This window comes from Aquimarina macrocephali (assembly GCF_051627225.1).
Taxonomy (GTDB): Bacteria; Bacteroidota; Bacteroidia; order Flavobacteriales; family Flavobacteriaceae; genus Aquimarina; species Aquimarina macrocephali.
The window spans coordinates 1765997-1791283 of the sequence record NZ_CP151795.1; the positions used below are offsets into that span (position 1 = coordinate 1765997).

At 33.2% G+C, this 25287-nt stretch carries 22 protein-coding genes; 4 read left to right on the plus strand and 18 right to left on the minus strand.

Annotated features, from left to right (window positions below):
• Positions 1-50: 50 nt before the first annotated feature.
• The 7 genes from AAFU52_RS07975 to AAFU52_RS08005 form a co-directional block, all read right to left on the minus strand.
• Entirely contained in the window at positions 51-1100 is a 1050-nt protein-coding gene (locus AAFU52_RS07975; RefSeq protein ID WP_438426054.1) for a S41 family peptidase, read from the minus strand.
• Between the two features lie 40 nt (positions 1101-1140).
• Positions 1141-1914, minus strand: a complete 774-nt coding sequence (locus tag AAFU52_RS07980; RefSeq protein WP_438426055.1) for a hypothetical protein — start codon at positions 1912-1914, stop codon at positions 1141-1143.
• A 28-nt stretch (positions 1915-1942) separates the two neighbouring features.
• A complete protein-coding gene (locus tag AAFU52_RS07985; RefSeq protein ID WP_438426056.1) occupies positions 1943-2407 on the minus strand; it encodes a hypothetical protein in 465 nt (154 codons plus the stop codon).
• Between the two features lie 97 nt (positions 2408-2504).
• On the minus strand, positions 2505-4400 hold the full coding sequence (locus AAFU52_RS07990; protein WP_438426057.1) for a S41 family peptidase: 1896 nt from the start codon (positions 4398-4400) through the stop codon (positions 2505-2507).
• Positions 4397-4600 (minus strand): hypothetical protein, encoded by a 204-nt coding sequence (locus AAFU52_RS07995; protein WP_438426058.1) that lies wholly within the window; start codon positions 4598-4600, stop codon positions 4397-4399. The genes AAFU52_RS07990 and AAFU52_RS07995 overlap by 4 nt, the downstream gene beginning before the upstream one ends.
• A gap of 168 nt (positions 4601-4768) precedes the next feature.
• Positions 4769-5872, minus strand: a complete 1104-nt coding sequence (locus AAFU52_RS08000; RefSeq protein WP_438426059.1) for a helix-turn-helix domain-containing protein — start codon at positions 5870-5872, stop codon at positions 4769-4771.
• Positions 5873-5959: 87 nt separating this feature from the next.
• Entirely contained in the window at positions 5960-6790 is an 831-nt protein-coding gene (locus AAFU52_RS08005) for an AraC family transcriptional regulator (protein WP_438426060.1), read from the minus strand.
• A gap of 102 nt (positions 6791-6892) precedes the next feature.
• On the opposite strand from AAFU52_RS08005, the gene AAFU52_RS08010 reads away from it, so the two are divergent.
• The 4 genes from AAFU52_RS08010 to AAFU52_RS08025 are packed head-to-tail and all read left to right on the plus strand — an operon-like array spanning position 6893 to position 9771.
• Positions 6893-7876 (plus strand): polysaccharide deacetylase family protein, encoded by a 984-nt coding sequence (locus AAFU52_RS08010; protein ID WP_035090338.1) that lies wholly within the window; start codon positions 6893-6895, stop codon positions 7874-7876.
• Complete coding sequence (locus AAFU52_RS08015; RefSeq protein ID WP_024768486.1) at positions 7873-8286, plus strand: DoxX family membrane protein; 414 nt, start codon at positions 7873-7875, stop codon at positions 8284-8286. Before AAFU52_RS08010 ends, AAFU52_RS08015 begins: the two co-directional genes overlap by 4 nt.
• Positions 8283-9389, plus strand: a complete 1107-nt coding sequence (locus AAFU52_RS08020) for an alkene reductase (protein ID WP_438426061.1) — start codon at positions 8283-8285, stop codon at positions 9387-9389. The genes AAFU52_RS08015 and AAFU52_RS08020 overlap by 4 nt, the downstream gene beginning before the upstream one ends.
• Before the next feature lie 4 nt (positions 9390-9393).
• Complete coding sequence (locus AAFU52_RS08025; protein ID WP_438426062.1) at positions 9394-9771, plus strand: cupin domain-containing protein; 378 nt, start codon at positions 9394-9396, stop codon at positions 9769-9771.
• 7 nt (positions 9772-9778) lie between these two features.
• On the opposite strand, the gene AAFU52_RS08030 is transcribed toward AAFU52_RS08025, so the two are convergent.
• From AAFU52_RS08030 to AAFU52_RS08080, 11 genes are all read right to left on the minus strand, one after another.
• Entirely contained in the window at positions 9779-10657 is an 879-nt protein-coding gene (locus AAFU52_RS08030; RefSeq protein WP_438426063.1) for a cation diffusion facilitator family transporter, read from the minus strand.
• Positions 10658-10659: 2 nt separating this feature from the next.
• Positions 10660-11028: a DUF3703 domain-containing protein gene (locus tag AAFU52_RS08035; RefSeq protein WP_438426064.1), complete on the minus strand. Its 369-nt coding sequence runs from the start codon at positions 11026-11028 to the stop codon at positions 10660-10662.
• 55 nt (positions 11029-11083) lie between these two features.
• On the minus strand, positions 11084-11500 hold the full coding sequence (locus AAFU52_RS08040; RefSeq protein WP_024768491.1) for a Fur family transcriptional regulator: 417 nt from the start codon (positions 11498-11500) through the stop codon (positions 11084-11086).
• A gap of 2 nt (positions 11501-11502) precedes the next feature.
• Positions 11503-12696, minus strand: coding sequence for an efflux RND transporter periplasmic adaptor subunit (locus AAFU52_RS08045; protein ID WP_024768492.1), 1194 nt, complete (start codon positions 12694-12696; stop codon positions 11503-11505).
• A 2-nt stretch (positions 12697-12698) separates the two neighbouring features.
• Entirely contained in the window at positions 12699-17087 is a 4389-nt protein-coding gene (locus AAFU52_RS08050; protein WP_438426065.1) for a CusA/CzcA family heavy metal efflux RND transporter, read from the minus strand.
• A gap of 126 nt (positions 17088-17213) precedes the next feature.
• Positions 17214-17528, minus strand: coding sequence for a DUF6660 family protein (locus tag AAFU52_RS08055; RefSeq protein WP_024768494.1), 315 nt, complete (start codon positions 17526-17528; stop codon positions 17214-17216).
• 645 nt (positions 17529-18173) lie between these two features.
• Positions 18174-18773: a type 1 periplasmic binding fold superfamily protein gene (locus AAFU52_RS08060; protein WP_438426066.1), complete on the minus strand. Its 600-nt coding sequence runs from the start codon at positions 18771-18773 to the stop codon at positions 18174-18176.
• A 17-nt stretch (positions 18774-18790) separates the two neighbouring features.
• A complete protein-coding gene (locus AAFU52_RS08065; RefSeq protein ID WP_438426067.1) occupies positions 18791-21184 on the minus strand; it encodes a TonB-dependent receptor in 2394 nt (797 codons plus the stop codon).
• 77 nt (positions 21185-21261) lie between these two features.
• Positions 21262-21546, minus strand: a complete 285-nt coding sequence (locus tag AAFU52_RS08070) for a hypothetical protein (RefSeq protein WP_024768497.1) — start codon at positions 21544-21546, stop codon at positions 21262-21264.
• Between the two features lie 57 nt (positions 21547-21603).
• Positions 21604-22452, minus strand: a complete 849-nt coding sequence (locus AAFU52_RS08075; RefSeq protein WP_438426068.1) for an alpha/beta hydrolase family protein — start codon at positions 22450-22452, stop codon at positions 21604-21606.
• Between the two features lie 43 nt (positions 22453-22495).
• On the minus strand, positions 22496-25231 hold the full coding sequence (locus tag AAFU52_RS08080) for a PD-(D/E)XK nuclease family protein (RefSeq protein ID WP_438426069.1): 2736 nt from the start codon (positions 25229-25231) through the stop codon (positions 22496-22498).
• Positions 25232-25287 lie beyond the last annotated feature (56 nt).

A 25287-nucleotide genomic window follows, 5' to 3' on the forward strand; every position in this document is an offset into this window, starting at 1 on the left:
CTAACTACATTTAATGCTTTATATAGAGATATCTACACGATATTTTCCTACTATTTCAATTCTAATATTGCTCTTTCGATCACCTCATCCTTTGCAGTATCTTCCAAATTAAGTACTACAGGGATATCGGGTTCAACACCATCATCCAGGTGTTTTCCCTGAGCGTCGATAAATTCACTTGTAGACAGGCTCCAATACCACCCGTTAGCCAAATATCCATCTGCCACAGATCCACTTCCTCCTCCTGTTCTTTGTCCTACAGTTTTTATACTTTCTACCGGATCTATAGAATACAAAAAAGTGGTAGATGCACTATATACATTTCTATCTGTAAGCACCATCACAGGCTTCAAATATTTGTTTGCACTACCTGATGGTTGAAGAGTAACATGACTATCCGAAAAATCCTTTGGTCCCGGACCTGTTTTAAATCTTTCAAAACCTGTATAAATAGGTTTATCTGTAAAATAAGACGCAAATTTGGTTGCCAAAGCCGGATCGCCTCCGGTATTAGTACGCATATCAAAAATAAGACCTTTGGTATCTTTTAAATCCAAGAATATTCGCTCAATTTCATCATCAGAAATCTCAACATTCCAAGAAGGAATCCATAAATATCCGATTTTTCTATCTTGTGGTAAAGTACCCCATACAGCTCTAAATCCCTGTCCTCCTGATAATGTCTTTATTTCAGAATTAACTGCATTACCGATATAATTATTCACTAAGATCGCTGCGTCTATTCCCGCTGGATATCCTTCTTCAAGATCAAAACTTATAGACATACCATTTGGATTGCTCTGATCTTCGATAAGGCTAGAATGCCCATCTCTTAAGCTTTTGGTAACCTCGCCTACTATTTCAAAAAAATCTTTTTGAGTTGTAGCATTATTAATCTTTCCTCTAAGGTTATTTCTCAACGTATTTATGTTCACGTTCTTAAATTCCAGCATGGCATATTTCTCCTGTACCAGAGTCGTATACTCATCAAATACAGCAAGTGCATCTGTTTCTGGATTTGGTTCCATTAACGCTTTTTCGCAAGAACTGAACACAGCCAAAAATAGAAGCAGATATATTTTTATTTTTAGATATTTCATTATAATGTTTTATTAAAAAATTAATTAAAATGTATCACTCTTACTTAGCGCGTTTGAAAATATTATATCGAATAGAGAGCGAATGTGTACCATACGTTACCGGGTACTTCTTAACCTCAGAAAACTTTCTCAGATGCCATTTATATCCTACAGAAAACCTGTTTGATAATTGATATCGTATGCTCGTTCTTACCTGAAAATGTCTGGGTATAGTTCTCAACTCATAGTACTTAAAGGCAAAAGGATTATCAATTTTATCATTTTGATAATCAAAATCTCCGTTTTCAAGCACATTCTGCGATGAAGAAAAAGCAAACCCTGTACTTTCTTTGAAATAAGAAATCAATCCTAAATCTAAACCGAAACGAAACTTTTTATAATCATATATCGCCGAGGCCCATAATGTGCTTCCTGTAACATTGTATCCACTATTATTACCTAAACCGTCAAAGTTTTTAGCATATAAATCCAGCACATCCCATGTTGCACCAACAAATAGATTTTCTTTAATACGATGAAGATACTTGGCCTGTAACATAGGGTTGTAAGTACTTACCGTATTGTCGTGAGTAGCAGCTTTTTCTGTTGTTACTATTCCTTGTAAATTAACTCCCCAAATTGCTTTTTCATTTTCTTTTAAATATCCTAATCCAAATACACCACCAAATCCATTATACCTTACATTAGAGTATTTTACATCCTGAAAAGAGGAAAAACCACCACCAATATCAACATAAAAAGATGATGTTTTTTGTGCATGAAGCTGTACTAGGCTAACTGCAAAAAAGAGCAAAATTAAATAGGTTTTTTTCATGTTTTCGTTTTTACGAATTAATTCACTATTATATTGCTCGTTTAAAAATGTAACGCGTAATAAATATCCCATTACTATCTCCTTCACCAGCATCACTTTCTACTGCGCTGGTTACAAAAACAAGATCCCAACCTTCTGCCAACATTGTGCTTATCTTTGATGAAATCACCGCATCATTTGCTGCAATATTTTGAAAACGAATCCCTACAAGATTATAAAAGTTTAAAAGTTTGGTTTCCTCAAAATCCTTAACACGAATTTTTTTTCTTTTTGATTTATTACGTGTATTATCCTCTTCTGTTTGTGTAGAAGTGAACTCCTTATAATCTCTTTCTGCATTTGCTGAAATAAGTCTTGAACGTCCTAAACCACTTGGAACTATAGATTCTACACTTGTAATAACTTTTACTTCATATTTTGGAGTTGAAGTTTGTGCAGTACTCGTTACGATTGATGCGATAATAAATGCGCTTAATAAAATTACTTTCTTCATTTTTCTTACTTTTATATTATTTACTATTAATTTCAGTGTTCTTCCTTCTTACACAACAGTAAACTTCTAGAACACCCTATTTTTTACTGTCTAAATATTATTTTACTTCTTTTATCAATTGTTTCGCTTTCTCTAAAACAGCATCTTTTCCATTGTTAAACTCTTTGATTGTTGGATATACCTCATAATGTGGCATCGTACCACTGCCTTCCGGAAATAATTTCTTATCAACGTCTTGCTCATTAATCACAATGAAGATGGAAAAGATCAATTTAGAATTGGGTAGATTATAAAACAATGGAATAGATCCTGTATGCCTGTAATATCCTCCCCCAGTTTCTTCTCCTATAAAAATGGCATTACTTTTATCTCTCACTAGTGCGCTAAACAAACCTCCTCCAGAAAAAACTTTACCACTCGTCAAGACAAATACATTTCCTTTAAACTTATTTTTTGCCGGATCACGATGAATAACTTTATCTTCTTTCCAATAATACGCTCCATCATCTCCTTTAATCATTTCTTCTTTCACCATCTTTTTCATAGTTTTCTGGATAATCTCTGGGGTACTGTTCGAATCTAACTCCATCATATCATACCATTGCGATAGTAAATATTGTGGATATGGTGGTACATTATCAATGGTGCTTAATTTTCTATACTTATTCTCTTTAAAATGCGTATCAATTAAGTACGAGGCTAATTCCATGTCATTTCCATCATCTCCACCTGTATTTTCTCTGATATCCAAAATCAAATTCTTAATTCCTTTTTTACCTATTTCGCTAAAAGAATTTTTGAGGAACTTGAAGAATTTTTTTTGATTTTTTCGAGTCTCTGTAGAAAATGTATTTACCGTTAATAAAACTGTACTACTATCAAGGTATTCCAGATAATATGGTTTTTCATAATGACTTTCTGTAATTGTACTTTCTAATTCAGATTTCGGAATTCCCGGTAATTCTACAGTACAACTTTCTTTATCTGAATTATGTAAATATGCTATGGTAAATTTCTCTTGTGGGCCAAAAGCCAAAAAGTAATTGGTCGAAAAATCATCCTCTAATTGCCTGTATTTAAAAGTAGTATTATACCCATCAGAGCTTAATAATTTAAAAGTCTCTGTAGTTATCTTTTTGGTTGTGTTTCCGTTAATACTTAAAATCTGATCCCCTTTCTTTAGTTTCCCATAGTCCTGTGCAGCAATCAATGTGTCTTTTAAGAATTTTACTTTGAAAGGAAAAAAGGCGTTGGTAGCATTATTTTTTAATTCTGAAAAAATATCTCCCGAGGCATAAAAACTAGAATGCCCACAATTTATTTTAGTATGAATTCCTGCAATTAGGTTATAAAATTCCCGAATATTTTGAAGCTTTGGTAATCTTTCATTTGCTTTTTTAAATATCGAATCAAAGGTTTCTTTAGCTGTATATAAATACATTCCGCTATGTGCCGTTTCTATAATATCACGATAGATTTTTAAATCTTCTTTTAATACTAAAGGATCAAATGGTTGTTTAGGCAATGCTGGTGTAAATACTATTTCTTGTCCATCTTGATTAATAAAAACAAACTGCGTTTTGGTTAGTTTTTTAATAGCTCTAGTGTTGACCTCTTTAGTCGTACTATTTACATAACTTATCGTTTTGCTATCACTATTATAAGTCCATTTCTCTTCAGTAACATCTCCATTTATCTCTGTATTTAATGTATAGTCTGAATTGAATTTGAATCTGGCGTTAGACACCAACTCTTTAATAGATAATAGTATTTCCTGTTTATTAGACTTTAGTTCTTTACTTTCTTTTTTGTCTCCTTTTTTTTCTGCTTCGGTCAATATTTTTACATATAAACTCTCTGCTGCAGATTCTATTCCCAATGGATCGTATTTCCATTCTCGGTCTAATAAATATTCTAAATCTTGAATCTTCTGGCTATATACAGAAATACTTATAAAAAATAAGAGGCTGATTATGTATGTTAGTTTTTTCATTTCTTTTTTGATATTGTAATAATTTGATCAATCACATAAATTGTTATTCCAATCAGGATAGGTAGTATAAGAACCAGATCAACTCGTGTTGCCGGACCAGTTATGGTTTTTTCCCATTTAGTTATTTGCATTTCCCAGACAATAAAACTGGACCATACCACAATTAAAAAAACTAGCAATATTATAACTACACGTTTCATTTTTAGATAGTTTAATTTTTAACTCTGTACAAAGATTTGTTAAAAGGAAAAAGACAGCCAAAAAAAACAATGGAGTAACTGTTCGGAATTCAGAAATCCGAACGGAATGAACTATAAAATTGAAGATATTATTCCTTTTTCAGGAATCCGGACTTTTAAAAATGAAGGTTATGCACTGTTTTTGAAACGAGAAGGTGTGGTGCCTGTGTATTTTTTAAAAGCGTCATAAAATGTACTTTTACTTTGAAAACCTACTTCATTACCAATACCTTCGACACTTAAATTATTTGCAATATCACTTCTTAGAAGTTCTTTTGCTTTTTCAACTCTAAAACTATTGATATAGGTATTGAAATTTTGATTAAGTTGAGAATTTATAACACCAGAAATACGTTTGGGATGCGTTCCTATTTTTTCTGCAATATCAATGATGGTCAAATCGGGTACAGTATACACCTTTTCATCCTGAATATATTTCTTTATTTCTTGTAATAATTTTACTGTGTTTTCACTATTTATTGAAGAATCATTGTTTTTGTCGCTTTTGTCAACAGTTTTTTCACTATTCTCAAGAGGAATTAAAGTCTCTACATTTTGTTGAAGAATACCTCTTACAGATATCCAATATAATAACATAACATTAATGGTAGAAAGAGTTAAATCAAAGTAAAAACCGGTGTCAAAAAACTCAGAAGCTATTGCAATAAAAGTAAGGAGAAGTCCAAAACCAACAAATCCTCTTGCCCAACGTAACTCTCTATATTCTGTAGAAGTATATTGATCTTTTAACTCCTTAGTATGTTTTTTAATAAAATTTAAGGTTTTAAAACCTATATAAAAAGAAAAAAGAACTCCTCCCAAAAGTATCAGATTATACCAAAGGGATTCTTCTATTTCCATTTTCGAATCATTATCCTGAAAAAACACAACTATTGCGATAATGAATTCTAATACTCCAGGAATTAGTGTCCAGTAACTAAGTTTGTTTTTAGAAAGTATTGAAACCTGCTGAACGTAGATATAAAATAAAGGAAACATCAACCAGGTAAAATCAAAAGGCAATAAGTCATATTGAAGGTAATACGTTATAATATTTAAATCTTCTAAAATAACGGGAAGTAAGTTTAATGCATATACAATTATAAACAAGCCCAAAAACAAAGTAGATTTATCCTTTTTTCTATTTATGATAATGAGTAACAAGCCGAGAATAACACCTTGTATTAACCCAAGAGTATCTATAAAGGATACAATATTATAATTTATTTCCATTATCTAAATGTATAGAAATTTGTAGATGAAGCATTGTTACAATAATGACTCCAAAAAAACATTAATTTATAAAATTATTTTGGTTGATTAAAATTCACTCGGGTTCTTACCTGTATATTTTTTAAATAGTTTATTAAAATGACTGGAATCTGTAAAACCTGTTTTTTGAGCTATTTCAGAAATATTCAAATTTGTTTGTTTCAATAATCGTTCTGCCATTTTGATTTTTGTCTGAATTACATATTGTTGTATAGAAATGCCCGCATGTTTTTTAATAAATACACCTACATAACTAGGAGACATATTAAATGTTGCAGCAATTTCCTTTATTCTAATAGTATCTTTATCCAAAACATTCTGCCGTATATAAGTGAGTATATCACTCACCTTTTCTTCTTCAGAAATAGTATGTATAGCAGCATTTTTATTAAGATTTCTTGATATTATAATTAATAATGCACCTAATAACTCTAATAAAATTGATCGGCTGTAAAGTGAGGGAGTTATATACTCTTTTTTAATAATTCGAAACAATTCGAACACATGAGATCTGTCTGTAGTATTAGAAATAATATTTTCGGGAATACTATTGGCATGTAATACAACGGCATCTAAATTCTTTCGCCATTTTAAATCAGAAACAAGTTCTGTTTTTTCTATGAAAAGCTGCTCTGTGAATTTAATAAAACCAAAGTCTGTATGATCTCTAATCCTAAATTCGTGCTCATCTTTTGGGGTCAACAAGAAGATGTCCCCTTCGGTATATTCAAAAACACTTTCATTTAAAACATGTTGCCCAGTTCCTTTCAGAATAAAAATTAACTCGAAAAAATTATGAGAATGCTTTGGATACTCCCACTTATCAAGCGACAGCTCAAATACATTTAAAGACTTTGCACTAAAAAAACGTTTTGACACAACTATACTAACATAGATTTATACAAATATACAATGAATATATACCAAAAAAATACTTCTTCCTTCACATAAATTTGCATTATAAATCAAATGGTAAACCCAATGAAACTAATAAAAGTATTTTTTTTAATACTATCTACAAGCGTATGTATAGTTCTATTTTCTAGCCATACTTCAGAAAAAGAGTTTATAAAAACGACAGCAATAGAAAACGACAGTATAGCAGATCGTTTCTGGCCAAATGATGCGCGACTGGTAATCTCATTCTCAATGCAATTTGAAACTGGTGGACAGCCTGAGGGTGCAGAAAGTCCTTTTGCTGCAAAACCATTACCAAAAGGAAGTCCAGATCTTCCTGCAGAAAGTTGGTTTCGTTATGGTGCCAAAGAAGGCATTTACAGAATGCTGGATTTGTGGGATAAACACAATATCAAAGTTAGTTCTCATATCGTTGGTGCTGCTGCTATCAAATATCCCGAAGTTGCCAAAGCTATAGCAAATCGTGGTCATGAAATTGCTGCACACGGTATCGCCTGGAACGATCAATGGGATATGACTTATAAACAGGAATTAGCATTTATAAAAACCGGTATTGACACAGTTGAAACCATTACCGGACAACGCGGCAGAGGTTATAATGCCAATTGGTTACGACGTAGTCCCAACACATTAAAGGTTCTACAAGAACTTGATTTCTTATATCATATAGATGATTTAAGTCATGACGAACCATTTATCACAGAGGTTAGGGGAAAAGATTTTGTAGTCATGCCGTATACCCTTCGTAATAATGATATCGTAAATATTGAAGGCAAAAATTGGTCTCCTGATCAGTTTTTAAATCAATTAAAAATGGAGTTTGATCAATTATATGATGAAGCGGGAAGTAAAAGAAGAATGATGTCTGTGAGTTTACACGATAGAATCGGTGGAGCACCATCAATTGTTCGTGTAGTAGATCTATTCATACAGTATGCTAAGAAGCATAAAGGCGTTGTATTTATGCGTAAAGATGATATCGCAAAAATGATAAAAGATGACCCAAAAACTCCAAGAGATAATTCTGAATTAATGTATAACAAATGAAAAGTACAACTTCAAAAAATCATGCCTATTTTCTACTACGATTAGTAATAGGGATCAACCTTTTAGCGCATGGATTAGCAAGGGTTCCAAAAATAAAAACCTTTAGCAACTGGATGGTAAACCTTTATAAAGAAACAATACTACCCGAAATATTTATTTCTCCTTTTGCAAAAATATTACCCTTTGTAGAACTTACTATTGGTGTATTCCTTGTTTTTGGATTGTATACTTATCGTACCTGTCTCACCGGCGGAATACTAATGACCATCCTCATTTTTGGTTCTTGTTTAGCCGAACAATGGGAATGGGTTGGATTTCAAATGGTCTACGTACTGTTCTTTTACCTTTTGATTAGTACATCGCAAAACAATCATTTTTCAATTGACAATCTCTTACAAAATAAATCATGAAAACTACACTATATACAAAATACCAAATGAATGGACTTTCATTAGAAAATCGTTTTTTAATGGCACCCATGACACGCTCCAGAGCAGAAGAATCTGGAAACATACCTAATGCTTTAATGGCAAAATATTACGAACAAAGAGCTTCTGCCGGGATTATTATTAGTGAGGCTACTCAAATTTCTGTACAAGGAATGGGCTATGCAAAAACCCCTGGAATCTATTCTCAGAAACAAATCGAAGGTTGGAAACTCGTTACCGACGCAGTGCATAAAAATGGAAGTAAAATCTTTTTACAACTATGGCATGTAGGACGTGTAAGCTCTTCGAAAGTAAATGGATTGCAACCAATCGCTCCTTCTGCCGAAATAGCAAAAGATACACAGGTATATATTTTTGATGGTGCTCCTAATGGTGATGCTACATTTGTTCCTGTCGAAAAGCCTCGGGAAATGACCAAAGGTGATATTACCCAGGTTATAGAAGAATTTAGGACAGGAGCAAAGAATGCTATCGAAGCTGGCTTTGATGGGGTAGAAATTCATGGGGCAAATGGGTATCTAATTGATCAGTTTTTGCGAAGTAATAGCAATCATAGAACAGATGAATATGGCGGAACCAAAGAAAACAGAATTCGTATTCTTAAAGAAATTACTCAAGTTGTGGCAGATGAGATAGGTGTTGATAAAACAGGAGTGAGATTATCCCCTTTTATAAGCTTTAAGGATATGAATGATCCCGAAATTTTAGAAACCATTATGATTGCTGCAAAAACATTAAACGAAATAGGAGTAACCTATATTCATTTATGCGAAGCTGATTGGGATGATGCTCCCACAATTCCAGAAGATTTCAGAATTAAATTGAGAGCTAATTTTACACATACAATTATAGCTACAGGAAATAAAACTCCTAAAGAAGCTAACGATCTATTGGACAAAAATTTAGTTGATCTTGTGGGGTTTGGAAGAAAATTCCTAACCAATCCTGATTATCCTAAACGAGTACAACTAAATGCTATAATGAACGACATTTCTGATACCCATACTCTTTTTGGTGGTGGTGACGCAAGAGGGTATACCGATTATCCATTTCTAGAAGTATAAACCTATGATGATAAAAGAAATTAATCCCGTCGGTAGTTTTAAAAATTGGGATAACACTAAAATACTAGAGCTACAAAACAGCAATGACAGTGATCGTGTTGGAGATACTCTTTTATTTGAAGATGATAGTATTAAAGTTTGGTCTATTATTTTAAAACCCGGAGATAGGTTGCTTTTTCATAAGCATACAAAAAACTATACCTGGGTTTGTTTAACCCAAGGAACCGCCATATCGCATTATGAAAATGGTAGAATTGTCGAAATACAGTATCAAAAAGGAGATGTATCATATTACGATCACGATACTAAAGGTGATTTTGTACATAATTTAGAAAATATCGGTGATCTGTTATTAAAGTTTAATACGGTAGAATATAAATAACCTCCTATTACTTGGTTAACATACACACCTCACCATCCAATTCTGTTTCAATAGTACAATGGCTAAAATGATATATCATTAAGACCTTTTTAACCTCTGATTTTATATCAATAATCTGATCGGTTTCTGTAATGTCTTTTAGCTTAACATGCGCCGTAAAAACATGATGTTCTCCTTCTAATGACCAAACATGTAAGTGATGTATAGAATCAATATGTGGTACTTGTAATATTTTTGATTTTATTTCTTCTATATTAATATCTTTTGGGATCCCTTGTAGAAATACAAATAGTGTTTCTTTTAGTCGCTTAATAACATTATATAGAATATAAAGTGTTATTAATAGAGAAAGGGCAGGGTCGAGATACTGAACATCTGTAAAATATATAGCAATTGCTGCAAAGAGCACAGCAATCCAACCCAATACATCTTCCATCAAGTGCCAGGAAACCACTTTCTCATTCAATGATTTCCCATTACTTACTTTCCATGCGGCATAACCATTGACTGCTATTCCTATGAGCGCAAAAACAATCATTCCTCCGGCATCAGAATGTTCGGGTTCTAATAATCGACCTATGGCTTCATAAATCACATAAATAGATCCTAAAATCAAAACAATGCTATTAATCAATGCCCCCAAAAGCGAGAAACGCCTGTAGCCAAATGAGAATTTAGCATCGGCTTCTTTTTTAGATTTCCCTTCGAGATACCAGGCAGTACCCAAAGAAAGTGAATCTCCTAAATCATGAATAGCATCAGAAATAATAGCAATGCTATTTACATAAAAACCTCCGATGATTTCTAAAATCGTAAAACCTAGATTTAGAAAAAATGCAATTTTTAAATTCTTTCCTGCGTGGTCGTGTGAATGGTCGTGTCCCATAATTACTTTTGGTATGATTCTAATTTCATTTTTAAATCATGAGGTATAGGCATTGTTTTTAAAGGAGGTATATTAGCACCTCCTGTATTACCAATAGGAACCCTATTGATAAATGATTTCCAACCACCCACAATCAAACGAATAACTTGTCCAAAAATTTCTCTGGTATCTCTACAAAGAACACCATATTTGAGCATCAAATAATGTGTATAAGAATGCTCCCTGGGATATGATTGTCCCAAAATATGGCTGCGCTCTAAATGATCCCAAGCCTTGGGTAAATCGTTATTGGATAATGCTGTTTTATAAAGCGACAATTCTTTATCATATTCAATTTTAAGCTTTGACGGCATTGTTATATTAAACTTCATACGGTTATTTCTTTTGTACAAAAATATGTATAGTAGCCGTGCAATAGAAGTGCATTTATTGACCACTACAATGCTCACATATACCTTTTACTACCAAATTCATATCTTCGGCTACATATCCATCTGGTAAATTGATTTGAGGAATTTTATGTTCTGTAAGACATATCGTTTCTCTACAATTATTACAATGAAAATGTAAATGCAAATCTCTGTCAATATCACAATTACAACCAGCTTCGCAAAGCGCATATTTTATAGTGCCCGTTCCATCATCTATCTGGTGTACAATCCCTTTTTCTTCAAATGTCTTTAAGGTTCTATACAGTGTTGTTCTATCTGCTTTTGCAAAAGCATTTTCAATATCTCCAAGTGTTTTAGCTACATTACTCTGGGTCATATATTTATAGACCAGCATTCGCATCGCTGTTGGACGCACTTTCTTTGATTCTAAAAAAACTTCAATGGTGTTCATTGCTAATGCCCGTGACCGTGACCTCCTTCTTCACTGTTTTTTGCCTTCCCCAATATGGTAAAAGCATCTTTTATTACTAATCGAGTAGTACTAATGTCTTTATTTTTATCCTCTAATGTAATCGCTACAAATCCTTCTTCTTCGGTTCCTTTGGTAATAGGTATCATTTCAAAATCCGTAACTATTGCTTCTCCCTCACTTCTTTTCTCACCTGCTGCAAAAACATAATGGTTTCCATCAAAACGCACTATGGCTTCCTCTGGAACAGCATAAGCTTCGTGAGCATCAACTTCAATTTTTGCGTTTACAAACATTCCCGGAAGCAACTCCTGGTTTTTCTCTTTTAAATGCCCATGAATAGTTATAGATCTATCATCACTAACATTGTTACCTATTAAGAAAATCTCTGCTTCCATCCATTTATCAGGTTCATTTGCTAAACGAAAACGAATACGTTGCTCATTTTTTATTAATGGGATATCATCTTCATATACTTTGAGCTCGACATGCAAATCTTCAGCATTGGTAATATCCATTAATACATCTTCTGAACCAAAATATTTTCCGGTATTTACATATACTTCTCTCACTACTCCATTAATAGGAGAATACACATTTACTATAGAAGATACTCTTCCGTTAGTTACATTAGAAGGGTTGATTCCTACCATTTTTAATTTACTTTCTAAAGCTTGAATATTTGCTTTATTAATCAAGTAATCGCTTTTTGCTTTTTGAAATACTTTTGTCGAAGAGACACTTTCTTTATTTAATGTTTCCTGACGTTCATAATCTGCTTTCAGATATTCATTTTTTGCAACTGCTTCCAGATAATCTCTTTGAAATTCTATAAAATCAGGATTCTCTACTCGAGCTACAAGTTGTCCTTTTTTTAATCGTGTCCCGGGAAGCATATCGGTAAATTTCAAAAACCCACCATAAGGAACTGTAATAGAAAGGTTACTTTGAGGAGGAACATCGATCATTCCGTTTACACTTAACTCATTTCCTATTTTACGCTTCTGGGCTTTACCTATTTCTATTTGAGTTTGCTTCATTTGTTCATCTGTCAACTCGATATGATTTTCGTTAGCTTCTTCATGTTTTTCTTCAGAAGTTACTGCAGGTTTATTAGCACACCCTAAGATAAGCAGAAGTACGAATATGGCTATTAATTTATATATGTTTGTTTTCATTTTTATTGAATTGCGTTTATACTTTCAATTTCGATAAGAGTTTGATTGTAAGCGTTTATGAATTCTAAATATTTGGTTTGAATTTCTAGTGCCCGATTGAGTCCTTGTACATATTCTATATATCCAATAGCTCCTTCTGTAAAACCTCGCTGAGATTGTTTTAATAACAGTTCGGATTGTGAAAGCGCATTTTTCTCATAATATAACAAGTTCTTTTGGTTTTTTTCTAGTCGCCCCAAAAGCAAATTTAATTGAGTGGTGACTTCATTTTCAATCACATCCAACTGCGCCTGACTTTCTTTTTGACGGATTTTGGCAGCTTTTATTTTTGCTGTATGTGGTTTGCTCCAAATTGGAATCGCCAAACCTAACTTTACCCCGGTAAATCTGTTTCCAGAATCAAAAATCACATCGGATCCATTTACGGTTTGTCCCGGGCCATTAAAAGATTGATTAAAATACCCTAATGTGATATCAGGAAGCATTTTTGACACCTCCACCGATTTCTTAATATCGGCAATAGTTATTTGTTCTTTGTAAAAAGATAGTACAGGATTTTTCTCTACAGCTGTAGTATTTTGATCTACTGGCAGCAAATTTGATTTTACTTTTAAATCTCCTACATCAATATCAACTTTGTTTTCAGAATTTACCAAATTTTGCATAAGCAATTGATATCCCCTTATAGTTGCATTATTCTCCTGTATTTTAATCTGTAAATCTGCAACTTCTGCATTGGCTGTTGCTTGTTCTAATGCATTACTTTCTCCTGTTTTAAATCGCAGGTTTGCAGCATAGACAAATCGCTGATAAATACTATCTTGTTTTTGAAGCAATTGTTGTTTACTCTTTAGAAACCACAATTGATAATACGTTGCTTTTAATTGCTTTATCACCTCGTTTTGAACCACTTCCTCGTTCAATTCACTGGATTTTATCGTTGCTTTAGCCAACTTATTCTGGTTGGTGTAAAGCGTAGGAAAGGCAAATTTTTGGCTGATACTAAACCTAGTATCATTGTCAAAATCGCTATTCATTTGCCCATATTCTAGGTAAAAATCAGTTTTGGGTAGGTTAAAACTAGTTCCTTTTATAGCATGTTCCTTCTCGGTTTGAAATGCAGCAACTTTTAGATTTGGATTATTTCTTAAAGCTGCGTCCATAACTTCTTCCAAATTTTGATATATGGTTTTTGCTTCACTAGTCTGAGCATTTATGCTAGTCATATTTCCTGCTACTCCAAGAAGTACTACTAGTAAAAGCATTGCTTTTTTTGGTTTCATTTGTACTCTTTTTTCAAAATAATAATAAAGAATAGGCAACACCACAAGGGTTAAAAAAGTAGCGGTAATCAATCCTCCTATAACTACTGTTGCAAGAGGTCGTTGTACCTCTGCTCCCGAGGTTTGAGAAATTGCCATTGGTAAAAACCCTAATGAAGCAACAGTTGCAGTCATAATTACCGGTCGTAATCGAGTTTTGGTTCCTTTATAAATTCGTTCAAAAATATCGGTAATACCTTCTTTTTTTAATCTATTAAATTCTGCAATAAGTACAATTCCGTTTAATACTGCTACACCAAATAAGGCTATAAAACCAACACCTGCAGAAATACTAAATGGCAAATCCCGAAGCCAAAGAGCAAAGACACCTCCTATAGCAGAAAGGGGAATCGCTGTAAATATTAAGACTCCTTGTTTTAAAGAACCAAAAGTAAAATACAATAGAATGAAAATAAGCAATAATGCTAAAGGAACTGCTATCCCAAGGCGTTGCTTAGCTTTGACTAGGTTTTCAAATTGACCTCCATAAGCAACGGTATATCCCGATGCAAAATTTATCTGATTGTCAATTTTAGTACTAATTTCTTCTACAACACTCTGGACATCTCGATCCCGAACATTGAAAGCAATGATAATACGTCGTCTTGTATTATCCCGTTGTATTTGATAAGGGCCATCCTTGATAGATACTGTTGCCAGTTGTTGTAATGGAATCTGTTCTCCTTTGTGTCCATTAATATAAAGATTCTGCACATCTGCAAGACTGGTTCTGTTACTATTATCCAAACGCACTACTAAATCAAAACGTTTTTCTCCTTCATAGACCAATCCTGTAGATGCCCCTGCAAAAGCTGCCTGAATTGTATTGTTAACTGTTTTAATATCTAAACCATACTTTGCTAATTGAGCTCTATTGTAATCTATTACAATTTGTGGTACTCCTGTTACTTCCTCAACATAAACATCGACTGCACCTTTGACTTTTCTGGCAATTTTACCAATTTGATTGGCATAAGAAGAAAGTCGGGCTAAATCCTCTCCATAAATTTTTATGGCCACATCCTGGCGCACCCCTGTCATTAATTCATTAAATCGCATCTGTATAGGTTGTTGAAAACCAAAAGCCACTCCTGGTATCACTTCTAAAGCTTCTGCCATTTTATTAGCCAATTCTGAACGATTGGAAGCAGATACCCATTTTGATTTATCTTTAAGAATAATCATCATGTCTGCAGCTTCTACGGGCATAGGATCGGTAGGTATTTCTCCCGAACCTATTTTTGAAACTACTTGTAATACTTCTGGAAATTGATCGAGTACTATTTTCTCTGCTTTGGTTGTGGCTTTTATTGTATTAGAAAGAGAACTTCCTGTAAGTACCCTGGTTTCTACTGCAAAATCTCCTTCTTCTAGTGTTGGAATAAACTCTCCTCCAAGGTTATTAAATACCAGATATGCTATTATAAAAAGTCCTGATGTAATTGCCAGAATAAATATTCTGCTACGCATTGACCATTTGATTATAGGCTCATATAGCTTATAGAAGAAATTCATGATTTTATCAGAAATATTTTCTTTATGGGTTCCTTTTTTGCTCAATACCAATGCAGACATCATAGGAACATAAGTGAGCGATAATATGAAAGCTCCCAGGATAGCAAAACCAACTGTCTGTGCCATTGGACCAAACATTTTTCCTTCTGTTCCTACCAAGGCTAAAATGGGTAAATACACAATAAGAATAATGATTTCACCGAAAGCAGCAGAATTTCTGATTTTACTTGCTGATTTATAAACTTCTTCATCCATCTCTTTCTGTGTCAACCTCTTGTTAAGTTTTAGGGCTCCAAGATGAAACAAGGTGGCTTCTACAATAATTACTGCTCCATCTACTATCAAGCCGAAATCAATAGCTCCAAGGCTCATTAGATTTGCAGAAACATCAAAAAGATGCATCATACTAAAAGCAAACAAAAGTGATAATGGTATTACCGATGCTGTAATAAGTCCTGCACGCCAATTCCCTAGTAATATTAGTAGGATAAAAATGACAATCAATGCACCTTCTATGAGATTAGTGGTCACTGTACCAATTGCATTATTTACTAATTTAGTTCGATCTAAGAAAGGTTCGATCATTACTCCTTCTGGAAGTGTTTTGGTAATAGATGTTATTTTATCTTTTACATTTTTAATTACCTCTGCAGAATTTGCTCCTTTAAGCATCATTACAATAGCACTTACTACTTCTCCCTCTCCATTGCGAGTAGAAGCACCATAACGAATGGCTTTTCCGGTTTGCACCTTAGCTACATCACTAATTAGAACTGGTATCCCATCGGATGTTTGTTTAATGAGAATATTTTTTATATCCTCTATAGTTCCGATTAATCCTTCACTTCGTATAAATAAGGCTTTATCATTCTTTTCTATATAAGCACCTCCTGTATTTTGATTATTAGTTTCTAATGCATTAAATATTTCTGAAATAGATATATTCATTGCATTTAATCGTTCGGGTCGTATGGCAATTTCATATTGTTTCAGATACCCTCCAAAACTACTTACATCTGCTACTCCTGGTGTACCTAATAGTTGACGTTTTATAATCCAATCCTGAATAGTTCTTAACTCTGTTGCATCATATTGGTCTTCATAACCTGGTTTTGTAGTAATAACATATTGGTAAATCTCTCCCAGACCAGTGGTCAAAGGAGCTATACCAGGTTTTCCTATATTTTCAGGAATTTGGGATTGTGCTTCGACAAGGCGTTCGCTAACTTGTTGTCTTGCCCAATACACATCTACGTTTTCTTCAAAAACAATGGTTACAACTGATAATCCAAAACGTGAAAACGAGCGTATTTCCTCAATTTCGGGAATGGTAGCCATTGTAATTTCTACGGGAAAAGTGATTAGCCGCTCTATTTCTGGTGATGCCAATGTTGGAGAAGAGGTAATCACCTGTACTTGATTATTTGTAATATCGGGAACAGCATCCACTGGCAGCTGTTTTAATGAATATATTCCCAAAATAATCAATGCCAATGTTAGTAATCCAATAATCAATTTATGAGTTATGGAATACCTAATTATTTTATTAAGCATATAATATTTTTAATTCAGTTAGACATCTCGATTCAATTCGATTAAACAGAATTTATCGATGTTAAATAACTGTTACTTTCTTTTAAAAAAGATAGCAACAAGACATAATTATCCTATAAAACTAAATTAAACTTGGGGTGGTTGGAATGGCGTACTAGAGATTTCTTTACCAACACTATCAAAATGGGCAAATAATTCTGTAGAAATTTCTGGAGATATTAATTGATATGTATCAATACTAAAATCAATAACATGAACGTGGCAACAATGACATTGACAGAAAGGAGAGCATAAATCATTCTCTATACCATGATCGTGATTTTCACAAGAATCTGCAAAAGCTTCAATTTGAGAATCCTCTGTGATAGGTATACTATCATTACAAGGCATAAAATCGAGTGCCAGAAAATATATTGATAATATGAATGCTAAAATTTTCACATTACAAAGATAGTAATATTGTAATGCAATGGTATTGCAAAATTATCTAGATTCTAAATGTTACTAATTATTTTCTTTGGAAGTATGGATATTATTCATAAAAACAAAAAACAACAGGAATTGGGGTACGATTTTTAAGGTTTAATATTCAAAACCAGATCAAAAAAAGCGACCCCCGGGTTAACTACTCCCAGGGGTCTAAATTGAAACTTAATTGTATTTAACACAAACTCAACTTATACTAATTATGATAGTTTCAATTTTATTGTTTGTTAGTCTAGGTTTATGGTATAAAGATACGCCCTATCCTATAAATTTTTTAACATTTTTTTGATGATAATTAACATTTAATGGTATGTTAATACATTGATAAAATCAATTGTACTAACCCATTAAAAGTCAATTTTCAAGCTACTTTTTTACTTTATGTAATAATTATGATTACTGTATTCCCAGTGTTTTTTAAACTTTTCCCTAACACTGCAGATTTTTTTATTACTGCAAAATTAATGCCAATTTTGTTTAGTTCACTTTTTTTTAACTTAAATTTAAGTAAACCCTCGGGTAACTACTCCCGAGGGTATGAATTGAAACTAATTATGAAATTTTACACAAATTCAACTTACATAATTAATCGAGTTTCAATTATTGTACTGTAATATCAAAAATTTGAGTAATATCTGTATTACCTCCTGCATTAGCAATATTACCTCCAACTACTCCTTCTGCAGCTTTATTTGGTTCGTGTCTCAACGTTACGGTCAAGGTCCCGGTTCCTGCATCTGTTGTTGTTACTGTAAATGTTAGTCCAACAGGATTAGTTGTAGTAAAGGATGTTCCGTCTTCTTTTTTATAATCTGATTCTTTATCAGTATACGCTGTTGTAATATTTAGTGCAGAACTTGTTGCATAAAAAAACTGATGTTCATCTGCTTCTGCTTCTATTTCTTCGTTAATTAATTCGGCAGGGCTCTCAGATTCATTAAGTAATTCTATAGATCCATTATATGTTGTATTGGCAGTTAAATTACCAGAAACCGATACTACCGGTGCTACTGGTCCATCTGCTCCATCTTCATCTGTAACAACTAAAGTTACGGTTCCGCCTCCACTAACTAGAGATACTGTCATTTTGGTTATTAATTCCTCTTCATTAACTGGTACAGGATTATCATCGTCACTAGAGCAAGATGCGAATAAAATACCTCCTACGATAAGCATTGACAAAAGTTTACGTGTGTTCATCATTTCTAAAATTTAATTTAATAGTTAATTGATAATCTTAATAAAAAATTCCTACCCAAATCATCTGCAAAATATCGCTGACGATTTAAGTAATTTCTATAGCTTGTATTTAATATATTGTTTATTGTTAACCCAACTTTTAGTTTGTTTCGTTTTCCTAACGAGAACTCCATACTGGTATCTGCATTTAACAAGTGATATGCATCTGGAGGAGTATTGATCTCTAACAACACATCTTTTTGTTGTTGGATAGAAAACACAGATATATTGGGCGGGTATTCATTTTGTCTAAAAAAGTATTGACTTTCTAAAGAAACATTAAGTCCGAACCAATTTTTGTTACTATAGGTAATACCGTTATTAAAAGTAGGCGCAGGGATATTAATCAACGCAACATCTTTTTCAGTTTCTTTTCCTTTTACCATAGAAAAACTATGATCTGTTCTCCAGTTCTGATGCCAATTAGCATAAAGTTTAGCATCAACACCCAATAATCTAACATTGGTTTGTCGATATTCCCAAACAGGAAATGCTCCTCGTATCGATAATTCGACATCTACAGGCTCTAGCAAAATATAATCATTTATAAAATTGGCATATGGTGCAATTTCCCATCCCCATTTTTCTGTATTTTTTTGTGCGGTTACAGATATTTTATGTGATGTTTCCTGATCCATCCTTAAATCTCCTAACTCAATTCTGGCAGCCGAGTGGTGTAAGCCATCACTAAATAACTCTGAAGGATTAGGAGCACGTTGTGCTAATGCATAATTGAATCTAAATTCGTAATCTTCTTTATAGGTATACTGCATCCCTGCAGTACCAGAAACGCTATGGTAATCAAAAACAGGATTAGTAAGCCATTGCGAATTAAAATCTTCAATGATCAGGTTAGAAAAATCTCCGTCGTACCCTCTTTCATCCCATCTGGTTTTTAAGTAAAACTTCTTAGCATCCATACGATTATAATCGTATCGAATACCTGCATCAATAATGATATCATTTGTTATACTATATTCACCCGTAATAAATACTCCAGCATCATGCTTATCATAGTCAGGAATTAATCTTCTTACTCCCGTACTTGCATCTGGAAAATTGTTCTGATATCTATATAACACTCCTATATTCCACAGAAAATCAGGATTCGAATCAAAACTAAAATCTGATGTTAACGTATGTGTTTTTAACTCAAGGTTTATACTAGGGCCTTTTGTTCGTTCTTCTGTTCTTCGAATATCAAACTCAAATCGTTTGTTATATTGAAAATCATATTGTGTATTCCATTTCCCAAGTTCTTCAAAACGTTTAAAATACCTAAGGCGTCCCAAATGATGTGTAACTTCTTGTTTCGGATTATCAATCTCATAAGTAAAATCTCTAATGATTGCAGGCTGCTGCTCATTAATAGCATTTATAAGATCATCTACATTACCAATATGAGATGTTGCTAACACCCCTATTTCGTTATCAAAAAAAGAATAATATGCATCCCAGCCGTGGGTAAATTTATTTACTCCAAAAGATAGGGACGCTCCTTTTTCGAATACTCCTGTATTAGAAAGAACATAGTCTGGTGTTTCTACATCTCCAAAGCGTTTTAATGATCCTTGTACTTTAAAAAACCATCCGTTTTTATATCCTTTTATCAATTCTGAAGAAACCGATCCTCCTCTGCCATTTACAGCTCCTGTTACCAAGGTCTTACCAAACAAAGTATCTTTTGAAGGTACTTTACGAGGTTCCATAATAATAACACCGCCAATTGCGTCTCCTCCATATTGTAGTGCAGAAGCTCCTTTGACAACAGTAACATTTCCGGCTGTATTAATATCTACATTAGGGGCATGTTCATCACCCCATTCCATATCTTGCATGCGAACGCCATTATTCATAATCAATACACGACTTCCGCTAAGACCCTGAATAATGGGTTTTACTATCGTAGATCCAGTATTTAAAGACGAAACACCCGTAATTTCTCTAAGAGCATCTCCCAAAGAGGCACTGCCGTATTTTTCTATGATATCAGAACCTATAGTTTCTTCTTGAGCAGAAGTTGTTTTAGTATCATTAGCTCCCGAAACTTTTACTTCTTCTAATTCATTAAGGTGATGTTCTAAGGAGAAATCTTTTGAGGACGTTTTGCCTACATCAAGAGTTACTACCTGCGAATTACACTTTTCATGAGAAACAGTAAAAGCATATGCTGTTGCACATAAACCAGTAATAGAGTATCTACCAGAAGCGTCTGTCACGATTGTACGATTATTAAATGTTATTGTGGCGCCTTCAAGGGGTGCTCCGTCATGAAAATCTATGACTCTGCCAGAAAGTGTTTTATCACATTCTTGTGCTGAAAGGAGATTTATCCCGAGAAGAAACACAAGTAACCAAGTGTGTCTTTTCATTTGTAAAATAAATAATGGATAAACTGATCGGTATGGATATACCACAGTTAAGTTTCAGTAATAAAGTTTAGGTAAAACTAAGCTGCAGGGGGAGCTTTGTTTAGAAAATTGTAAGCTGCAGATGAATCAAAATATCGATTCACATAAGTTGCTCGAACAACATCGGCAGGAACATGTACTGCTTCAGGAACAGTAATTGTATCTGCAGATATAAAATTATCATTATGATGATCAGAAGTAAATTTACAAAGAGTGCAATCTGCATCATTAGCATCATGACCCACAATATGTAAGTCTGCTAATTGAATGATACCAAAGAGTACCAAAAATACGGAAGCTAGTATTTGCCTATTAAACTTCATAACAGCAAATAAACGAAAAAAAATGATTGCTTATTATATTTTTTGGCTAAGAAAGTGTTAAAGACGTATAAAATCTATACTTTTTTGTACTATTTCCTCAAGGTGTTTTGATAAATTGTTGTTTTGCCAAGGATGTTTTACACCAAAGATATGATCTGCTCCTTCTACTATGAATAGCTGACTATTGGCACTCCAGGCACGTATATTTCTACTTTCCTGCATATCAACTGTCGGATCACTTGTACCATGAACAATTAAATGTGGTATTTTATTTTTTTTAGCGGCATTGGCGATAGTTAATCTATCTTCATTCTCTATAAAAGACGTATAAAACTGAAAATAATGCGGCATTTGTTGTTTGGTTCTCCCGTTTTCGATATACATGATCCCATTATTCTTCCAATATTCAAAGGCTTCTCCTTTTGGAAATCGATTTTTATAATCAGAAACACTCGCCCATGTTATTAGCTTTGTGACTCTCTTATCTTCTGCAGCTTTAATAGTTACAATTCCACCACCGCGAGAATGACCTATCAAAGAAATATTTGAAGTATTAATTTCATTTTTAAATTTAAAATCCGGTGAGGTAGCCCAATCTATAATTGTCTCTAGGTCATCTAATTCTTTGATATAATTATTATTACCAAAAGCTTCCAGATCAGGAAAATCAATAGGTTGTTTTGTAGTGCCTCCGTTATGCGAGAAATTAAATTTTATAAAGAAAAACCCAGCGTTGGCAAAAGTTTCTGCCACCAAATCCCAAGCTCCCCAATCCTTAAAACCTTTATACCCATGACAAAAAATAATAATAGGTTTTTGCAACTCATTATTAGTATAAAAAACATCTGCCAAAATTGATTTTTGATGTCTTCCTGTTACTATTATATTTTTGCTTTTGGCCATCATAATTTTAAGTGTAACGTTTAATATCTACTCTATTATCTCGCAGCTATACTTCTTTTTCAATAAATGGGGTTTCAACATCAAAAATTTCCAGGATCAGTTTTTTTAACTGTAGCAGATAATCATCAAACACTGCATTGGTGATTTCGTAATTTGCTTTCCCTCTTATGCTTTCTTTTGTCCCAAACCTAAGAAACCCTTCCTGAAGATTCTTAAATGAAATTATACCTGCTTGAAAAGCTTCTGAAATTGGATTTTCATTATGTTGCATATATGCATATGCCAAAACCTGGATTACTTTGCTGTATTTATACTCATCGGTAATTATATCCCAATCCATAATAACGACATCATTTCGACCTACTCTTCCTGTCTTATAATCTATTATCCTTACTTGCCCATCTAGCTCATCGATACGATCTACTTTTCCTTTTATATAAATAGGAAAATCCAACTCAGGAATTCTCAGTTTTGTTTTTAGATTACTTTCTATGGCCAGAATTTTTAATCGGGCTCCACTCTTTATTAGTTTCTCCTCGGCTTTCAGGAAATTATATACATACTGCTTAGCTACTTCAAAAATCAAAAGATTTTTACCTTGCGTGATATTGAGCTTTGTATATTCTTGTTTAAACTGATCCCGAAGTTCGATGTCAATATGACCTCTCATCTTATTGATATCTTCTACAGTAAGAAATTTACCTTCTAATGGCTTATAAAAAGTTTCGAGCGTATTATGAATAACTGTCCCTAAAGTATTTGCAGCAATAGTTTCTTCTACCTGTTCGGTTTCAGTAACACCCAAAACATATTTATAATAGAAATCCATTGGGTTTCTTATATAAGCAGTTAGTGCAGAAGGGGATAATCCATAAGTACTTAGTTCTTTTAACTTTAGTAAAACAGCTTCATTTTTCTTTATCTGTAATGGCTGGTTAGTTAACATAGGTACTTCTGCAGACACTACATATTTTGTGAGTTTATGTTTTGGTCTTTTGTCAATATCCAACTGAAGTAGAAATCTGCTCTTTTCTCCACCACCTACTCCTTCGTCTTCTGTATTGTACAGTAGATATACTTTTTTGGCTCTTTGGATCAATCTATAAAAATGATACGTATATATAGCGTCTTTTTCTTTATATGTAGGGAGATTGTACGCTCTTTTCAGATCATAAGGAATAAAAGAATTCATGCTTTTCCCGGCAGGTAAAACTCCTTCATTAACTGAAGTGATAATAACAGTTTCAAAATCAAGACATCGAGACTCTAACATCCCCATGAGTTGTAATCCACTAAATGGTTCACCAGAAAAATCGAGTGTCTCAGACATCATAATATCTTTATACAATGTATATAAAGATCCAATCGTTTCTAAATATTGATAGCTATTGTGTAGTGTAAAAACTTTATTAAAAACTAAATGGAAATGGTATACATATTCTAATTCTAACTCATCGTTTTTCTTATCGAGATTATTCTTGAGTAATAGTATTATTTTTCTACAATTTTCTAAGGCTGTGGTAACATCTTTCCAGAGTTCAAATAGTAATGCAAGAGTTTCTTTTTCCTTATCTGAAGCTTTCTCCTGTAGTTTATCTAATGTTATGTAAACGATATTTTCTTTAGAAATGGTATTAATTAATCGTGTTGCTTCAAACCCTAATATCCTATGTGCTGGCAGGCTATTTAAAATTTCTAATACTAATTTATAATAGAATCCTTTGGAGTTAGAATTCTTATGAAGCCCAAATAAAAGTTCAAAAAATGCAGCTATTGGAACTTCTTTAAGAGGTAGTCCCATTGTAATATTTAGGGCTTCGATTGTATTGGGCAAAGAATTAAGTAAAGGCTGCAATAGTGCTTCATCTGCAAGTACTAAAGCTGTTTTTTCGATCTCGGTCTTGGGTATCGTAGTCAATATTTGGCCAATGGATTTTGCTTGTCCAATATTTTTAGGTACTCCTATTAGAGTGATGTCTTTTTCTTCAGAAAAATTGTTTTGTACCCATTGAAATGGATTCTTTTTATAATACCCCCATTGATTTTTATATGTTCGTAAGAATAAAGACGCTTCGTGATAGGTGTTCTCCACAAAAAACTGATCAGCATCCCAATATACCTGAGCAATATCTGCCTCTAAGAGTGATTGAAAAATGGTCTGTTCTGCATTATTAAGTGCATTAAATCCTACCAGAATATGTGTTCTATTTTCGGTATTAATATATGCTTGAATATCTTCTGATGCTTTTCTATACAGCAATCCTTGATATCCAATTTTTTTGGAAAGCAGTTTATTTTTAAAATTGTCATAGTAATCCATCAGGTTTTCCCAAAACCTAATATAATTTTTAACCAATTCGGTTTTTTCTTTTTGTAAATACCAATGGTTTAAGTCTTGTATTCCTGATAAATAAGTAAAAAAACTCTGATGATCTATACAATACCTGTCGATTTCATTAAAATCATAGATCAGGGTCTGAGCCCAATTACTAAATGTTTCAAAATCCTCTTTTTCTAGGTGAGTATGAGTGTTTAGGTACGTTTCATAAAACTCAAATAATGTCTGAACATTATCAATTTGTTGCAATCCTGATAGTCGAACAATAAATTCTTCAATACTAAGGATTACCGGAGCAAAAAGAGTTTGATCAGGATATGTTTCTAAAAGTTCTTTTTTAAGAAAAAGCCCTGCTCTTTTACTAGGTACCAGAAAAATTAGATCACTTATTTTTTCTGTAGTGCCTTGCACTTCTAGTATAACTTCTTTTAGAAAACTTTTCAAGTATTTATGATTTTATGTGCAAGATATTAAATCTGAAGGCAAACCTGAACCTCTTA

What these genes read in the sequence shown, in the direction of transcription:
- AAFU52_RS07975 (WP_438426054.1), bottom strand. Translation starts at nt 1,100, where the DNA reads ATGAAATATCTAAAAATAAAAATATATCTGCTTCTATTTTTGGCTGTG.
- AAFU52_RS07980 (WP_438426055.1), bottom strand. Translation starts at nt 1,914, where the DNA reads ATGAAAAAAACCTATTTAATTTTGCTCTTTTTTGCAGTTAGCCTAGTA.
- AAFU52_RS07985 (WP_438426056.1), bottom strand. Translation starts at nt 2,407, where the DNA reads ATGAAGAAAGTAATTTTATTAAGCGCATTTATTATCGCATCAATCGTA.
- AAFU52_RS07990 (WP_438426057.1), bottom strand. Translation starts at nt 4,400, where the DNA reads ATGAAAAAACTAACATACATAATCAGCCTCTTATTTTTTATAAGTATT.
- AAFU52_RS07995 (WP_438426058.1), bottom strand. Translation starts at nt 4,600, where the DNA reads ATGAAACGTGTAGTTATAATATTGCTAGTTTTTTTAATTGTGGTATGG.
- AAFU52_RS08000 (WP_438426059.1), bottom strand. Translation starts at nt 5,872, where the DNA reads ATGGAAATAAATTATAATATTGTATCCTTTATAGATACTCTTGGGTTA.
- AAFU52_RS08010 (WP_035090338.1), top strand. Translation starts at nt 6,893, where the DNA reads ATGAAACTAATAAAAGTATTTTTTTTAATACTATCTACAAGCGTATGT.
- AAFU52_RS08015 (WP_024768486.1), top strand. Translation starts at nt 7,873, where the DNA reads ATGAAAAGTACAACTTCAAAAAATCATGCCTATTTTCTACTACGATTA.
- AAFU52_RS08020 (WP_438426061.1), top strand. Translation starts at nt 8,283, where the DNA reads ATGAAAACTACACTATATACAAAATACCAAATGAATGGACTTTCATTA.
- AAFU52_RS08025 (WP_438426062.1), top strand. Translation starts at nt 9,394, where the DNA reads ATGATGATAAAAGAAATTAATCCCGTCGGTAGTTTTAAAAATTGGGAT.
- AAFU52_RS08030 (WP_438426063.1), bottom strand. Translation starts at nt 10,657, where the DNA reads ATGGGACACGACCATTCACACGACCACGCAGGAAAGAATTTAAAAATT.
- AAFU52_RS08035 (WP_438426064.1), bottom strand. Translation starts at nt 11,028, where the DNA reads ATGAAGTTTAATATAACAATGCCGTCAAAGCTTAAAATTGAATATGAT.
- AAFU52_RS08040 (WP_024768491.1), bottom strand. Translation starts at nt 11,500, where the DNA reads ATGAACACCATTGAAGTTTTTTTAGAATCAAAGAAAGTGCGTCCAACA.
- AAFU52_RS08045 (WP_024768492.1), bottom strand. Translation starts at nt 12,696, where the DNA reads ATGAAAACAAACATATATAAATTAATAGCCATATTCGTACTTCTGCTT.
- AAFU52_RS08050 (WP_438426065.1), bottom strand. Translation starts at nt 17,087, where the DNA reads ATGCTTAATAAAATAATTAGGTATTCCATAACTCATAAATTGATTATT.
- AAFU52_RS08060 (WP_438426066.1), bottom strand. Translation starts at nt 18,773, where the DNA reads ATGAACACACGTAAACTTTTGTCAATGCTTATCGTAGGAGGTATTTTA.
- AAFU52_RS08065 (WP_438426067.1), bottom strand. Translation starts at nt 21,184, where the DNA reads ATGAAAAGACACACTTGGTTACTTGTGTTTCTTCTCGGGATAAATCTC.
- AAFU52_RS08070 (WP_024768497.1), bottom strand. Translation starts at nt 21,546, where the DNA reads ATGAAGTTTAATAGGCAAATACTAGCTTCCGTATTTTTGGTACTCTTT.
- AAFU52_RS08075 (WP_438426068.1), bottom strand. Translation starts at nt 22,452, where the DNA reads ATGATGGCCAAAAGCAAAAATATAATAGTAACAGGAAGACATCAAAAA.